The organism is Halalkalibacter oceani (genome assembly GCF_023715705.1).
Classification (GTDB): Bacteria; Bacillota; Bacilli; order Bacillales; family Bacillaceae_D; genus Halalkalibacter; species Halalkalibacter oceani_A.
The window spans coordinates 156,475-171,500 of the sequence record NZ_JAMBOS010000007.1 but is presented as its reverse complement, the minus strand read 5'-3'; the positions used below and the strand labels follow the sequence as shown (position 1 = coordinate 171,500).

At 44.1% G+C, this 15,026-nt stretch carries 16 protein-coding genes; all 16 read left to right on the top strand.

Features of this window, described 5'->3' with window-relative positions; all coding sequences use genetic code 11:
• Nucleotide 1 precedes the first annotated feature (1 nt).
• Entirely contained in the window at nucleotides 2-1,561 is a 1,560-nt protein-coding gene (locus tag M3212_RS09635) for a terminase large subunit (RefSeq protein ID WP_251193753.1), read from the top strand.
• A 14-nt stretch (nucleotides 1,562-1,575) separates the two neighbouring features.
• Nucleotides 1,576-2,856: a phage portal protein gene (locus M3212_RS09630; RefSeq protein ID WP_251193752.1), complete on the top strand. Its 1,281-nt coding sequence runs from the start codon at nucleotides 1,576-1,578 to the stop codon at nucleotides 2,854-2,856.
• Nucleotides 2,822-3,517: a head maturation protease, ClpP-related gene (locus M3212_RS09625; protein ID WP_251193751.1), complete on the top strand. Its 696-nt coding sequence runs from the start codon at nucleotides 2,822-2,824 to the stop codon at nucleotides 3,515-3,517. The genes M3212_RS09630 and M3212_RS09625 overlap by 35 nt, the downstream gene beginning before the upstream one ends.
• A gap of 37 nt (nucleotides 3,518-3,554) precedes the next feature.
• Nucleotides 3,555-4,736 carry a phage major capsid protein gene (locus M3212_RS09620; protein WP_251193750.1) on the top strand — a complete coding sequence of 394 codons (1,182 nt, stop codon included), beginning with the start codon at nucleotides 3,555-3,557 and terminating at the stop codon, nucleotides 4,734-4,736.
• Nucleotides 4,737-4,781: 45 nt separating this feature from the next.
• The gene (locus M3212_RS09615; protein WP_251193749.1) at nucleotides 4,782-5,069 is read left to right on the top strand and encodes a head-tail connector protein; all 288 of its coding nucleotides are present in this window, start codon (nucleotides 4,782-4,784) and stop codon (nucleotides 5,067-5,069) included.
• Nucleotides 5,066-5,392: a phage head closure protein gene (locus tag M3212_RS09610; RefSeq protein ID WP_251193748.1), complete on the top strand. Its 327-nt coding sequence runs from the start codon at nucleotides 5,066-5,068 to the stop codon at nucleotides 5,390-5,392. The genes M3212_RS09615 and M3212_RS09610 overlap by 4 nt, the downstream gene beginning before the upstream one ends.
• Nucleotides 5,385-5,756 carry an HK97-gp10 family putative phage morphogenesis protein gene (locus M3212_RS09605; RefSeq protein ID WP_251193747.1) on the top strand — a complete coding sequence of 124 codons (372 nt, stop codon included), beginning with the start codon at nucleotides 5,385-5,387 and terminating at the stop codon, nucleotides 5,754-5,756. The genes M3212_RS09610 and M3212_RS09605 overlap by 8 nt, the downstream gene beginning before the upstream one ends.
• Complete coding sequence (locus tag M3212_RS09600; protein ID WP_251193746.1) at nucleotides 5,753-6,085, top strand: hypothetical protein; 333 nt, start codon at nucleotides 5,753-5,755, stop codon at nucleotides 6,083-6,085. The genes M3212_RS09605 and M3212_RS09600 overlap by 4 nt, the downstream gene beginning before the upstream one ends.
• Nucleotides 6,086-6,652 (top strand): major tail protein, encoded by a 567-nt coding sequence (locus M3212_RS09595; RefSeq protein ID WP_251193745.1) that lies wholly within the window; start codon nucleotides 6,086-6,088, stop codon nucleotides 6,650-6,652.
• A 2-nt stretch (nucleotides 6,653-6,654) separates the two neighbouring features.
• Nucleotides 6,655-6,954 (top strand): phage tail assembly chaperone G, encoded by a 300-nt coding sequence (gpG, locus tag M3212_RS09590; RefSeq protein ID WP_251193744.1) that lies wholly within the window; start codon nucleotides 6,655-6,657, stop codon nucleotides 6,952-6,954.
• Between the two features lie 215 nt (nucleotides 6,955-7,169).
• On the top strand, nucleotides 7,170-10,250 hold the full coding sequence (locus M3212_RS09585; protein ID WP_251193743.1) for a phage tail tape measure protein: 3,081 nt from the start codon (nucleotides 7,170-7,172) through the stop codon (nucleotides 10,248-10,250).
• A 10-nt stretch (nucleotides 10,251-10,260) separates the two neighbouring features.
• Complete coding sequence (locus tag M3212_RS09580) at nucleotides 10,261-11,112, top strand: phage tail family protein (protein WP_251193742.1); 852 nt, start codon at nucleotides 10,261-10,263, stop codon at nucleotides 11,110-11,112.
• Between the two features lie 15 nt (nucleotides 11,113-11,127).
• A complete protein-coding gene (locus M3212_RS09575; RefSeq protein ID WP_251193741.1) occupies nucleotides 11,128-13,470 on the top strand; it encodes a hypothetical protein in 2,343 nt (780 codons plus the stop codon).
• Nucleotides 13,467-13,778: a hypothetical protein gene (locus M3212_RS09570; protein ID WP_251193740.1), complete on the top strand. Its 312-nt coding sequence runs from the start codon at nucleotides 13,467-13,469 to the stop codon at nucleotides 13,776-13,778. Before M3212_RS09575 ends, M3212_RS09570 begins: the two co-directional genes overlap by 4 nt.
• Nucleotides 13,775-13,921 carry a CD1375 family protein gene (locus M3212_RS09565; protein WP_251193739.1) on the top strand — a complete coding sequence of 49 codons (147 nt, stop codon included), beginning with the start codon at nucleotides 13,775-13,777 and terminating at the stop codon, nucleotides 13,919-13,921. The genes M3212_RS09570 and M3212_RS09565 overlap by 4 nt, the downstream gene beginning before the upstream one ends.
• Entirely contained in the window at nucleotides 13,908-15,002 is a 1,095-nt protein-coding gene (locus M3212_RS09560; protein WP_251193738.1) for a siphovirus ReqiPepy6 Gp37-like family protein, read from the top strand. Before M3212_RS09565 ends, M3212_RS09560 begins: the two co-directional genes overlap by 14 nt.
• The last annotated feature ends 24 nt before the right edge of the window (nucleotides 15,003-15,026 follow it).

Genomic DNA, 15,026 nt, shown 5'->3' with positions numbered 1-15,026 from the left:
GATGTTTGATATACAGAAAGCAGAACGGGCAGTCACTTTCATCAATCATCTCAAGCATACAAAAGGGGTATGGCATGGCGTTCCTTTTGACCTTCTCCCTTGGCAGGATAAAATTGTCCGAGATATTTTTGGCACTGTAAAAGATGACGGTTACCGTCAGTATAATACCGCTTATGTAGAAGTTCCAAAGAAGAACGGGAAATCTGAAATGGCTGCGGCTATTGCTCTTTACTTGACTTGTGGAGACGGAGAATGGGGTGCCGAAGTGTACGGGTGTGCGGCAGATCGCCAACAAGCATCCATCGTATTTGATGTAGCGGTAGATATGGTCGATCAAAGTCCGGCATTAAAGAAAAGAATGAAACCAGTGCTTTCGCAAAAACGACTTGTCTATTTGCCAACGGGAAGTTTTTATCAAGTGTTATCTGCAGAAGCTTTTACAAAACACGGTCTGAATGTTCATGGTGTGATTTTTGACGAACTCCATGCTCAGCCAAATCGACAATTGTATGATGTGATGACAAAGGGAAGTGGTGATGCGAGAAAGCAACCACTTTTCTTTTTGATTACAACCGCTGGGAATGACCGGCATTCGATTTGTTATGAGGTTCATCAAAAAGCAGAGGATATCTTAAGAGGAAAGAAACATGACCCTACCTTTTATCCGGTTATTTATGGAATTGAACATGATGACGATTGGACAGATGAAAAGAACTGGTATAAGGCGAACCCTTCGCTAGATCATACGATTGATATCGAAAAAGTAAGAGCCGCTTTTATTAGTGCAAAGGAGAACCCAGCGGAGGAGAACTTATTCCGGCAGTTACGATTGAACCAATGGGTGAAACAATCCGTCCGATGGATGCCAATGCACCAATGGGAAAAATGCGCTTTACCTGTTGATCCTGAAAAACTAAAAGGCCGCTTATGTTACGGCGGCTTAGACCTTTCCAGCTCGGTTGACATCACCGCATTTGTTTTAGTCTTCCCACCCATACCAGAAGATGATAAGTACTCTATTCTTCCTTACTTTTGGATCCCGGAAGAGAACATGGAGCTAAGGGTAAGGCGAGACCATGTTCCTTATGATCTTTGGGAAAAACAAGGGGTTCTCAATACCACCGAAGGAAATGTCATTCACTACGGATTCATTGAAAAGTTTATCGAAGAACTGTGGCAGGATTACAACATTAAAGAAATCGCTTTTGACCGTTGGGGTGCCGTTCAAATGGTACAAAACCTGGAGGGGGCTGGCTTTACGGTCGTTCCCTTCGGACAAGGGTATAAAGATATGTCACCACCTACGAAAGAACTGATGAAACTTACACTAGAAAAAAGAATCGCCCATGGGGGAAACCCGGCACTCAGCTGGATGATGGATAACATTCACGTAAGAACGGATCCGGCGGGAAATATCAAACCGGATAAAGAAAAGTCTACGGAAAAGATTGATGGTGCAGTGGCGATGATTATGGCGTTAGATCGCGCCATTCGAAACGAAAACCACTTTGATTTAAACGAGTTTTCCTCCGGGGATACACTGGACAAACTGTGGCGATAAGGGGGGGTGAGGGAGTGCTTAGTAAAGTAAAGGAATTCTTTAGTCCAAAAGCAAAAGTGGTGCCGGATTCGCTAGAAATAAACGACCGAAGGCTTCTAGAAATACTAGGAATTGAAACAGATGAAATGAACTACCGGGGGAAAAATGCCCTGAAAGAAGCGACCGTTTTTGCCTGTATCCGCATTTTAGCAGATAGCGTGGGGAAGTTGCCGGTGAAGGTCTATTTACATAACGGTACCGTAGACCATTACCTCACCCCGCTCTTAAAGATGAGGCCAAATCCTTGGATGAATGCGAGAGACTTTTTTAAAGCATTGGAAGTCGAGCGTCATCTTTTTGGAAATGCATATGCTTGGCTGGAATTTGAAACCAAAGGTAGAAATGCAGGCAAAGTCACAGGGATTTACCCCTTGGACAGTACAAAGGTGCAAATATATATGGATGATGTTGGGCTGCTTCCCGGTAAAGGGAAACTGTGGTACGTCTACACCGACGATAAAGGCACAGAATACCGCATTGACTCGGACGAAATGTTGCATTTTAAAGGTTTAAGCAGTGATGGCATTGTGGGCATGACTCCCTTAACCCAACTTAGAAACACCATCGAAAACGCCGGAGCCGCCAGTCGGTATTTGAATAATAGCTTTAAAACGGGGCTGCAAACGAAAGGCATCATCCACTATGTCGGAGATTTAAACCCGGAAGCGCAACGGGTATTTAGAGAACGATTTGAACAAATGGCCAGTGGCCTGAAAAATGCAAACCGGGTATCATTACTCCCTTTGGGTTATCAATTCCAACCTTTGAGCTTAACCATGGCTGATGCCCAGTTTTTAGAGAACACCCAACTAACCGTTAAACAAATTGCCGCTGCTTTTGGTGTCAAAAATCACCAGCTGAATGATTTAGACCGAGCGACCCACACCAACGTGGAACACCAACAGCGGGAATTTTATGTCGACACCTTAATGGATATTCTCACCGGCTACGAACAGGAACTGACCTATAAACTGTTCACTCAAAAAGAGCTAGACGCAGGTTACTATATTAAATTCAACGTCAATGCCATTTTACGAGCCGACCCGAAAACAAGATACGAAGGCTATCGCATCGCCATCCAGTCCGGTTTTATGACAGCGAATGAAGTGAGAGCGTTAGAAGAAATGGAGGCAAAAGATGGTGGTGACCGGCTGTTAATCAACGGCAATATGATGCCCATAGAAATGGCGGGTGAACAATATCGGAAGGGTGGTGATGAACATGCCAAAGAAAGTGAAGAAGTTTTGGAGCTTTAAAAATTTAGATGAAAAGACCGGAGAATTAACCCTTTACGGGGACATCGCCAATGAAACGTGGTGGGGAGATGAAGTCACTCCCAAAACATTTAAAGCTGACTTGGATGGGTTAGGGGATATGGATACATTAAACATTTACATCAATTCCCCAGGCGGAGATGTGTTCGCAGGTCAAGCGATTCATTCCATGTTAAAGCGACATCCAGCCCATAAAAATGTATATATCGACGGTCTAGCAGCAAGTATCGCAAGTGTCATAGCTATGGCAGGCGATACGATTTTTATGCCCAAAAATGCCATGATGATGATCCATCATCCTTGGACTTTTGGCATTGGCAATGCGGCGGAGTTTAGAAAACTGGCTGATGATTTAGATAAAATCGGGGAAAGTTTAATTGCCGCTTATGAAAGACGCTCTGCTTTAATAAAGGATGAAATTGTTGAACTGATGAATGAGGAGACGTGGCTAACGGCAGACGAGTGCAAAGAATATGGGTTTTGCGATGTGGTGGAAGAGGAAAAACAACTGGCAGCTAGTATGGATAAAACCTTGTTGACCAGATACAAAAACACTCCAAAAGAGTTTCTAACGAAGTCAAAACCTAATGACAAAGAACACCAACTGCTGAAAGAAAAAATAGCGATTGAATTGGAGCTGTAAAGGCTCCTTTTCTATTTTGAAAGGAAGGCGATTTACTTTGAGTAAAAAATTACGTGAACTACTACAGGCATTGGAAACGGAGAAAACAAAAGTCCGCAGTTTACTGGGAGAAAACAACGTGCTTGATGCGGAAAAAGCCATGGAAGACGTACGGGAATTACAAAAGGCAGTGGCCATAGAGCAGGAATTGGGGGCATTAGAAGAACATGACCTTGATAATGCCACCCCTATAGATCGAACTCACAACCTTACGGATACCGAACTGGAAGCAGAATATAAGCGGGTATTTTTAAAGGGTCTCCGCCGTCAGCGAATTTCTGCCGATGAGCACAGCATCGTTAGTGAGTACCGGGCTGCGATGCATGAGGGTGGCGTAAGTACCGATGCCGATGGCGATATGGGCATTATCGTTCCCGAAGATATTCAAACGAGAATCCATGACATCATGAGGAGTATGAACGATTTATCCCAACACATCCGGATGGAAACGGTCAACACGTTATCTGGCTCCCGAGTCCTGGAGAAAGATGAAGACATGGTGCCCTTTGCGGTAGTAGATGAGTATGGGGAAATTGGGGAAATGGACAACCCGAAGTTTACTCCGGTGACGTATCAGCTCATTAAACGAGCTGGCTTTTTGCCATTAACGAACGAGCTTTTAAAGGACACAGATCAGAATATTTTAAGCTATGTATCTAACTGGATTGCCAAAAAGCATGTGGTCACAAAGAACAGTCTGATTATTGCAATCTTAAATACGCTAAGTAAAAAGAGCCTAGCAGATATGAAGGCCATGAAGAAAGTGCTTAATGTGGATTTAGATCCAGCCATTAGCTTATCCAGCACCATTATTACTAACCAAGACGGCTTCCAGTGGTTGGACGAGCAAGAAGACGGCAACAACAGGCCACTTCTGCAAGACGACATCACCCAACCGGGTAAGAATCTGTTTCAAGGTCGTCCCATTGTGGTGGTCGCCAACAGAACCTTACCTTCCACCGGATCCACCACAGTGAAAGCACCGTTTATCGTAGGGAATTTTAAAGAACTGATGGTGTTGTTTAACCGGGGAATGTACGAACTGGCATCTACGAATATTGGCGGTGATGCTTGGAGGCGGGATACGACCGAACTAAGAACCATCACCCGCGATGACTGTGTGAAGTGGGACAGTGAAGCCGCCGTATTTGGGCAAATCACCATTTCAACTGGAACATAAGGGGCGGCCATTCCCGCTTCTTTCCCTTTTAAGGGGTGAATCGATTTGATGATTACATTGGAAGAAACAAAAAAATACCTGCGGGTGGATTATGCTGAAGAAGATGCTTTAATCGAATCGCTCATCAATGCCGCTGAGATATATTTGAAAAATGCCACCGGTCAAACTTTTGACAGCACGAATGACCTCGCCCGGCTATTTTGTTTGACCTTAGTCACCGACTGGTATGAAAACCGGGAATTAACAGTCGGGCGGGTTGGAGAAGAAATGAGACCGGTCATTGACAGCATGTTAGCCCAGCTTACCTATTGTTACCCGGAGGTGGTGGAATGAATCCGGGGGATTTAAGACATCGAGTGACCGTTCAAAAACTCACCACGACCATCAATGAAAACGGGTTTGAAATGAAGGAATGGGTTGATGTTCAAACCGTTTGGGCGGCGGTTAGTAATCTTCATGGGAGAGAATATTTCGCTGCAGCTGCTGTTCAAGCAGAAAATACGGTGAAATTTATGATTCGCCATCTTGAAGGCGTTGACTCATCCATGCGGATACTATTTCAAGGAAAAGCCTACGACATCACTGCCGTTGATCATATCAAATACGAAAAACGGTACATGGAAATGAAAGCGGTGGAGGTGAGGGAAAGTGGCTGAACTTAAAGTTGAGGGGATTGAAAGCTTGCTCACAGAAGTAGAACAATTGGGTAGACGTGGGGCAAGGATTGAAAATAAAGCTTTACGTGAAGCAGGTGATGTCATTAAAAGTGCAATTGAGAGTGAAGCACCCATCAGAAGTGGAACATTAAAAAAAAGCATAACCGTATCAAGAGTGAAAACAACCGGTGACCAGAAACGTGTTGAAATTGGTCCAGATAAAGACGGCTGGTACGGGAAGTTTGTGGAATTTGGCACCGTCAAAATGAAAGCCAATCCTTTCATGGCTAGGGGCTATGAAACTTCTAAAAGTCAGGCCATGGCTGAGATCAAAAAGCAGCTGAAACAGGGACTGGGACTATGAATATCAATAAAATAATTTTCACAGCCCTACAAGATGTGGGTGTACCCGTTTCCTTTCAACACTATCGTGGACAGACCTTTCCCTATATCACCTTTTTTACGTATTTGGAAAAGGGAGAACAACATGCCGACGATAAAGAAAAAATAACGGGCTATTATGTACAAGTCGATATCTGGTCGAAGGACGATTATACCGATTTGGCCAGTACTGTACATCAAAAAATGCTCGCCGCCGGATTTACCAAGAGAAGCTATTATGATTTCTATGAAACAGATGTCGGTGTTTATCATAAAGCGATGCGCTTTCAATTCAATAAGGAGGTGCTGTAAATGGCACAAGTCGGATTAAATGATTTACATTTTGCGATTCTTACAGAGGATTCAAAAGAAACGCTCACCTATGAAGCCACCCGTGAAATGATTGGAGCCATTAATGCCACCATCAACCCGACGGTCAATACGCAGGAAGTGTATGCCGATGATCAACTTTGGGAGTCTATTTCCGCATTAGGGAAAATCGATGTGGAAGTGGAAACGGCGGATTTGCCTCTTCCTGTGCGGGCGAAAATACTAGGAAACAAAATCGAAGAAGGGGTGCTAGTGGAAAACAAGACAGACATTCCACCCCATGTGGCATTAGGCTTTAAGAGCCTAAAGTCGAACGGGAAGTATCGGTATGTGTGGCTCTTAAAAGGAGTTGCTCAACCGATGGCAGAAGACTATTCCACCAAAAAGGACAACGTAGAACCAAAAACACCTAAAGTGACGTTTACCTTTATGGCTCGCATCCATGACGGGGAATGGAAACGCACAGCAGATGAGGACAGTGAAGATTTTCTAGGAGCGGAAACATGGTTTGACAAAGTTCCTGGAGATACGGCAGAGGTGGGAATGTAATAATGGAGATTGCACTGAAGATTGATAAAAAGAATAAAACATATACGGCCGGCTTTATTAGTGCTCGCATGGTCAGGCGAACGATTGAAGTTTCTAAAAAAGTAAACTTTGAAAGTATCTCGCCAGAAGAACTGGATCAATTAGTGGATTACATTGTTGAGTTATTTTCCAATCAGTTTACTCGTGATGAACTTTACGATGGATTATCTTCGAAATCATTAATCCCGACAATCACGTCATGCATCAATGAAGTGGTGGGACAAATGGCAGAGTCAACGGCTGGTGAAGGAAAAAACGAGTAGAGGGGAATGCCATGGATCCCCAGGATTTTATAGACAGCCTTTATGTCGCCCTTCTTGATCAAGGTTGGACGTTAAATGATATTGACTCCATGGACATCATGTATTACTTAAAATTGCTTCATAAGAAACACAGTTCTAAAAAAGTGTATATCGATCACATTTTATAACACCTTCGGCTAAGGTGTATTTTTTATGCCCAAAAGGTGGTGAGGCAAATGGCAAAAGAAATCGGGCAATTAAATGTTGTTGTGGGATTGGACTCCACTGGTTTTCAAAATGGCGTCAGCATCTTAAATCGTGAGATGAAAAAGGTGCAATCGGAATTTCGACTTGCAAGTACCGAACTCGGAAAACACGGGAAAGAGCTAGAGGGTTTAAAACTAAAATCGGGTAGCTTAACCAAGCAAACCGAACTTCAGCGTCAAAAAGTCACAGCCCTAGAAGCCGCCCATCAGAAGTCAGTGGAAACAAAAGGCAAGCATGCGAAAGCTACACAAGAACTCGAAATCAAATTAAATCGTGCCAAAACGCAATTAGCCCAGATGGAACAGGACTTAAAAAACGTCAACCAAGAAATTGCGATGCAAGCTTCCAGTTGGTACAAACTTGGAAAAACTCTAGAACCAATTGGGCAATCCATGCAAGAAATTGGTAAGAAGATGGAAAATGTCGGGAAAGATCTCACGAAGAAAATCACCTTACCTCTTGTTGGTTTGGGAGCTGCCGCTGTAAAAGTCGGTTCTGATTTTGAAGCAGGCATGAGTGAAGTGCAAGCGATTAGCGGAGCGGCTGGTGATGACTTGCGCCAATTAGAAGAAAAGGCAAAAGAAATGGGCGCAACCACCAAGTTCTCAGCCGCACAAGCAAGTGAAGGATTAAAGTACATGGCGATGGCCGGTTGGGACACAAACCAGATGCTTGATGGGTTGGACGGAGTTATGATGCTTGCAGCTGCTAGTGGCGAAGACTTAGGTTTGGTTTCCGATATTGTTACCGATGCCCTCACCGCCTTTGGAATGGAGGCTAAACAAGCTGGGGAGTTTGCAGATTTACTTGCCAGTGCTGCGTCTAACAGTAATACGAATGTAGCTATGCTTGGGGAGTCGTTTAAATATGTGGCTCCCCTTTTTGGTTCCTTGGGATATTCTGCAGAAGATGCCGCTCTTGCTTTAGGCTTAATGGCAAATGCCGGAATCAAGGGTTCGCAAGCCGGGACATCGTTGAAAACAGCGATAGCCAACTTAGCAAATCCGACAGAAAAAATGGGAAAAGCCATGGGTGCTTTAGGTATTTCTATTACCGATGCAAATAGCGAGATGCTTCCATTTAAAGATGTGATGGATGAATTAAGAACAAAATTCTCTGGTCTTTCTGAGGAACAAAAAGCGCAATATGCTGCCACCATTTTTGGAAAAGAAGCCATGGCCGGAATGCTTTCCATCATTAATGCAAGTGAGGAAGACTATGAAAAGCTGACTGATGCAACAAGGGAATACAACGGTGTGGCAAAAGATATGGCAGATACGATGCAGGATAATCTTCAAGGCGAAATGACAAAGTTAAAGTCTGCCTTGGAAGGTGTAGGGATTCAGATCTTTGAGATTCTTGTTCCCCATCTGCAAAAGTTAGTTGAAAAGCTACAACAAGCCGTTGAGTGGTTTTCGAATCTCAGTCCTAAAACCCAAGAAACGATTGTCAAAGTTGCAGCCCTTGCTGCAGCGATTGGTCCCCTTTTACTTATTGGTGGAAAGCTCGTTGGTGGGCTTGGTTCCATTGTTAGCTTGTTCAGCAAATTTTCCCTTAGTGCAGCTACGGCTGCAACAGCAACCGGTGGTGTGGCATCAGGATTTGGTGCTGCAGGAATGGCGGCGAAAGCGGGAGCCTTGCTTCTCAACCCATGGGTGTTGGGGATTGCTGCGGTAACTGTCGCAGGTGTTGCTTTATATAAACATTTAAGCAAAGAAAGCATTCCGGCGGTTGAATTGTTTGGTGATGAGGTATCAGATGCAACCAAAAAAGCTGTTGGCGGGTTTATGGAATTGAATGATGAAGCTACCTTGGCCTTAAATCAACTCGCTTGGAGTGGTCAAGAAGTTACCAAAGAAATGACCGAGACCATCACCGGTAATTTTTCACAAATGGCAGAACAGATTCAAGTTGGATTGGGTGAGCACCACGAAGAAGCTCTTGCCAAAATTCAAGGGTTTGTCGATAACAGTACCTCCCTTTCTAAAGCAGAACAGGAAGAGATTCTAGCGAATATGCAAAAAGGCTATGAAAATAAAAAACAGGAAGTCGCTGATGGAGAGGCACGGATTAAAGAGATTCTTAATACTGCATCGAATGAAAAAAGGGCTTTAACAAAAGCGGAACAACAAGAAATTAATGCGATCCAACAAGAGATGGTGAATACCGGTATTCAAGTGCTCTCTGAAAATGAGGTAGAAGCGAAAGCCATCATGGAACGGATGAAAGCCCAAGCCGGGGAACTGACGGCAAGACAGGCGGTAGAGGTCGTGCAAAACAGTCTGAAGCAGAAAGACGGAGCGATTCAAGCAGCTGAGGATCAGTACAATGAAGTCGTCAAAGAAATTATCCGTCAACGGGATGAAGCCGGCACCATCTCCAAAGAACAAGCGGATAGGCTCATTCAAGAAGCTACTCGCCAACGGGATGAAGCCATCTCGAAAGCAGAACAGATGCATCAAAATGTGGTCAGTGAAGCGAAAAACCAAGCAAACGAACATGTGAATCAGGTCGACTGGGAAACGGGGGAAATCAAATCCAAATGGCAAGTGATGAAGGACGATGTCGCCAAAAAAGCTAAGGAAATGAAAGAAGACATCATTGCGAAATGGGAAGAAGTGAAAACCTCTGCGAAGGAAAAGTGGGAATCCGTTAAGACTTCTGTGCAGGATAGCATTGACTCAGTAAAGGGGAAAATTTCAGAGGGGCTTGAAAAAATCCAAGAATGGAATGCGATGAGTGTGAAAGAAAAAGTATTCAGTATTGTGGAAAAAGTAAAGAGCGTCTTTTCTTCTGATAAACCTGCGGCAAATTTTAGTGGTACGAGCTTTTTCCAAGGGGGTCTTACAATGGTAGGTGAACTCGGTCCAGAACTCGTGGCACTGCCGAGAGGATCTCGCATTTATAACGATTTTGAAACAAAACAGATCATGGGGCACGGAAAAGGAGTCACGCAGCATATTACCATCAATAGTCCTTCCCCTCTTTCCCCTGCTGAAACAGCGAAACAAATTAAAAATGCTTCCAGACAGCTCGCTTTGGAATGGTAGGTGGATGCTGGTGGAAAAAATCATGATTACGAATAAAAACGGGGAATCGATTATTTTAGGAAACCAGGCACCCTACTTTTTAGAAATGCTGGACGGTGCTGCGGAAGTCCCAGTTACGATTGAAAGCCAAAAAGCACCAAAGCAAGATGGCTCTACTTATATCGACAACACATTGGAAAATAGAAGCATCACGATGGAAGGGATGATTGTCACAAAAAATAATCCTGTTGAAGTTTATGCAGCACGACGACGTATGCAAGAGGTGTTGAATCCAAAGTTGGGAGAAGTAACCATGACCTATTATCGTGGTGAGTCGATGATGGAGATACAGGGAATCGCAGAATCTACACCCATCTTCCCAACTGGACAAGGCAGCAAAGGATTGTATTATCAAAAATTTCTGCTGAACCTTCTTTGTCACCAACCATTCTGGCAGGATCCGTATGTGGAAAGTAGTGAAATGTCGTATCTCATGGGGGGCTTTCAATTTGGATTAAAACTACCGACTTCATTCTCTAATCGGGGTTTCAAAAGAAAGGCGTTCAACAAAGGGGATGTTGCCACTCCCGTTCAAATTGAATTTAAAGGACCAGCGATTAACCCAACAGTTACAAATGAAACAACAGGGAGAGTAATAAAGGTTAATCGGTCAATAGGGATTGTTGATGTGCTCAATATTTCAACAGCCTTCGGTGAAAAGTATGTCAAAATCAATGGCGCCAATGCTTTTCACTACATTGACTTGTCAAGTACCTTCTGGCAATTGGAACCGGGCAGCAACATATTAAGCTATACGAGCAACAATGACAGCATCAACACCAAAGTGACTGTCACATGGAAAAATCGCTATGTAGGTTTATAGGAAGGGGAGGTTATGTTGGCAGAACAATATCGCTTTTTCGATTCCATCGATGGTGAAGATGAACGAACGTATACCGCTGATGAGTTCGCTGAGTATTTCCGGCAACTCGTATCCAGCGGTATTTTTAATGGCGGAGGAAATTTGCAAGTAACAAGTTCAGGTATGGATATGACGATTATGATCCATCCTGGCTATGCTTGGCTGGAAGGGTATTTGTATAAAGTGGATACGGAACCGCTCGTCCTACCAGTTGCTGCAGCTGATGCGGAAAAGGATCGGATTGATCGGGTGATTATTCGCTTAGACAAACGACTGGAGAACCGATATGTGAAAGCTTTTGTTTTGACAGGTGAGCCGAGTGAAACGCCTGAAGCCCCGGAGCTGACGAGAGACGGCAACGTATTCGAACTGTCCCTTGCCCACATTGTCGTGGAAAAGGGGAAAAGCTATCTTGATGAGTCAGCCATCCACGATGAGCGGTTTGATACGGATGTGTGTGGTTTAGTGAACTCGCTGATTCACATCGATGCATCCCATTTAATCGAAGCGTTCGAAGGCGAATGGCAACAGTGGTTTGATGGTATTCAAAATGCGACGTTTCAGACGAAAGAAGACTTTGAAAACGATGTGCTCGATTATGCCGGAACCTATCAACAGACGTTTGGATTCGAGGACGTGTTGACAGATAACTGCAGTTACGCAGCAGGAGAGATCACGCTTTCCGGTTCAAAAAATATTATTTTTGATAACTATACCGGCTCAACCGTCAAAATTTCGGGAACCGGATACCAGATTGGGCAGCGGCTTTTGCCCGCCTTGACTCAAGACCTGACGTATATTCACGCCATTGAATTGTATTTGTCCGTCGTCAAATTTGCTTATTCTTCTAACCCTTACATTTACATTTCTGTATTTGACGTGACATTGGATGAGGAACTGGTATCCAGAAGTTTTACGAAGACCGTTTTTGGAGATTCCGTAGGGTATAAAACATTTGCCTTAAACACACCCGTGACACCTGGTCACACGATTGATATTCGAATCCGATGCAGTGTCCCTACAGATGATGATTTAAGATTTCGCATCAATCACAATCACCCGCCGACTTTTTCAGCGACGACGCATTTTATCGAATCGACGAATCAGTGGGCACATACGCTTGACTGGCCGGAGCAAAGTTTAGCCTTCCGCATTCAAGCTGATTATGAAAACACAGAAGGGCGTGTCTATAAAACATTAACCTTTCCAGAGTTTGAACGTTGGGGTGTGTTGACGTGGGAAGGAGAGACACCAGCAGGGACAGCCATCACCTGTGATGTCTTGAAGAATGAACCGATTCCGTTAGATGCTTCGGTGCTGGATGTGCCCACGATAAAACAGAATGTGGCAGATACATCACCCGCAGCCGTTCATTTTCAATTGGGATTTCAACCACTTAACAATCGTATCAAAGGAAGTTTGGTGCTTGCGAAACGATCCACGTCATACAGTACCGTCATTGAACTGTATGACTCAAAAGACGGAAAACCTAACCAAAGAATAGCGGCGGCTTTGACAGATAGTATGTCACCCGTTCGCCAAATCGGTACGAGTGACATTCCACAAGTGGAAACAAATCTCGTCTCGTTTGAGTTCGAACCGTTAGCCCATCTTTTAGTGGAGGGAGCTGACTACTATATCGTCATTCAAACAGACGGTAATACGACTTATCCAAACTATTTGGGATGTGTAATTGATGAAGAGCATCCCAATCTTTTTACAGGCTCTGCATTTAACCCTTCCTCCAACCGGAAAGCGTATATTCAGGTGGAGGGGTTGTCAGGGGATCATCTCCTGCAAAGCGGATTGGCAAACGAGGAACGGTTAGAAACCATTAACGAAAAAGACATCATTTTGAAATGGACGCTAACGAAGGAAGAGCGATCCCTGCCGTCACCCCAACTACAAACAATGGATGTGACGTGGAAAGGGCGGGCTCCCCTTCATCCTGTGACAACGGGGCACTATAACGAATCCGTCTCCATTCCAGCGAGAAGCACTTATATTAAACGGATTCCGCTACAAATCCCAGCAAGACGAGGCAGTCTTTTCATGAAAGGAACAGGCGATTCGAACTTTTGCCAAGTCTATTTTAACTCGGTAAAAGGGGCGGCACAGATTGTATCGAGTTACTTAACATCAGGAAATTACCGCAATTACGGCGGTTTTCCAATGCGGTTATGGTTTATCGAAGAAACGAATGTGTTCTTAGAAGCGGTCTACATTCATCAACACAAAGAGATCGTCCTCGTTTATCGAAATAACAATACGTCAACGACAAGTGTGAACTTTACCGGAATGTGGGAGGTGTCGCTGTGATTCGGATTTATCGGAAAGCGGATTTAGAAATCGTTGGTTCTTGTCCAACGGGTGTGAGTGTAGAAGACGAGATTCGGCTCAATGTCATTCCGAACTTCGGTGGGGTACCGGAGGATTACGAGGCTTTATGGGTGGATAAACAACCGTTCCATTTAGAAAAAGTGGGGGAAGATATCGTTGTCGTGGAAGACGTTCCAACCTTTTCCGAGTCCCCCGACCCTGACAAAGTGATCCTCTTTGAAGCGATTGCCAATTTGTTTGAAGAAGTGCAGTTGTTAAAAAATCAACTGGGAGGCGGTGACCCATGATGTTCCATTATATGATTCCGGTGTATGCCTTTTTAATCAAAACCGAACGACGAACCATCCATCGTTTGCCTGAAACGTATCAAATCCCTGTCGCTGAATATTTGGCAGAAGAAATAGAAGCGGATAACCGTGAAGCCGGTTAGGATATTAACACCGACGCTTGATCTTGAAGGAGAGATCGACAATTATCTTTCCTTTTCTTTTTCCCGTAGCTACTATGCACCGGGTGAATTTCAGTTAGTCACTAACCGGAAAGTGCAACATGCCGACACATTGAACATCAATCAGATTATCATGCTGGGGGAGAGCTCCTTCAAGACAGGGATCATTCGTTACAAGGAAATCAAAACGAATGAACAGGGAGAGGAAATCGTAACGATTAAAGGTGAAACGCTCGGTGCCATAACAAAGCAGAGAATTACCATTCCACCTGAAGGACAAGCCCACGACATTCAAGATGCTGATGCTGAAACAGTTATGAAAAATTATGTACAGCGAAATTGCTTGGATATAGAAGAGATGGCATTCCCCAATCTAGTTGTTGCTGCAAACCAAAATCGAGGGGAATCTATTAAATGGCAAAGTAGATATAAAAATCTAGCGGAAGAACTGGAACAGATAAGTAGACTGGAAAACTTGGGATGGCATATCTACTTAGACCTCGATTCAAAGGCATGGATTTTTGACATATATAAAGGAAGAAACTTTTCAGCGAGTCAACAAGAAAACGCTCCTGTCATCTTTTCGCCCGAGTTTGAGAATGTGATGTCCCAGCAATTCATCGATAGTTGTATCGGTTACAGCAACTACGCCGTGGTGGCCGGACAGGGAGAAGGCGTGAATCGCGACATTGTTTTTACTGGAGATGGCACGGGTCTTGAACGGCATGTCATTTTTGTGGATGCAAGGGATGTTGAAAACCAAGCTGACCTAGTAAAACGGGGGAAAAACAAACTGATTGAACACCAGCGCATTTTCTCCTTGCAATCGGAAGTTTTCCCGCACGGGGCATTTGCCTATGAGAAAGATTGGGATGTGGGAGATCTCGTGACCGTGCAAAACAAGGACTGGAACATCACGATGGATACCCGGATAACAGAAGTGACCGAAATCTATGAAGCGAGTGGATTTAAACTGACTGTCACGTTTGGCAACAGCCTCCCGACATTCACACAAAAACTGAAATCTACCTTTCAAGGCATGACGCTTGAGAGTAGACGATAAAAGGGCATCCCCACGATGTCTATT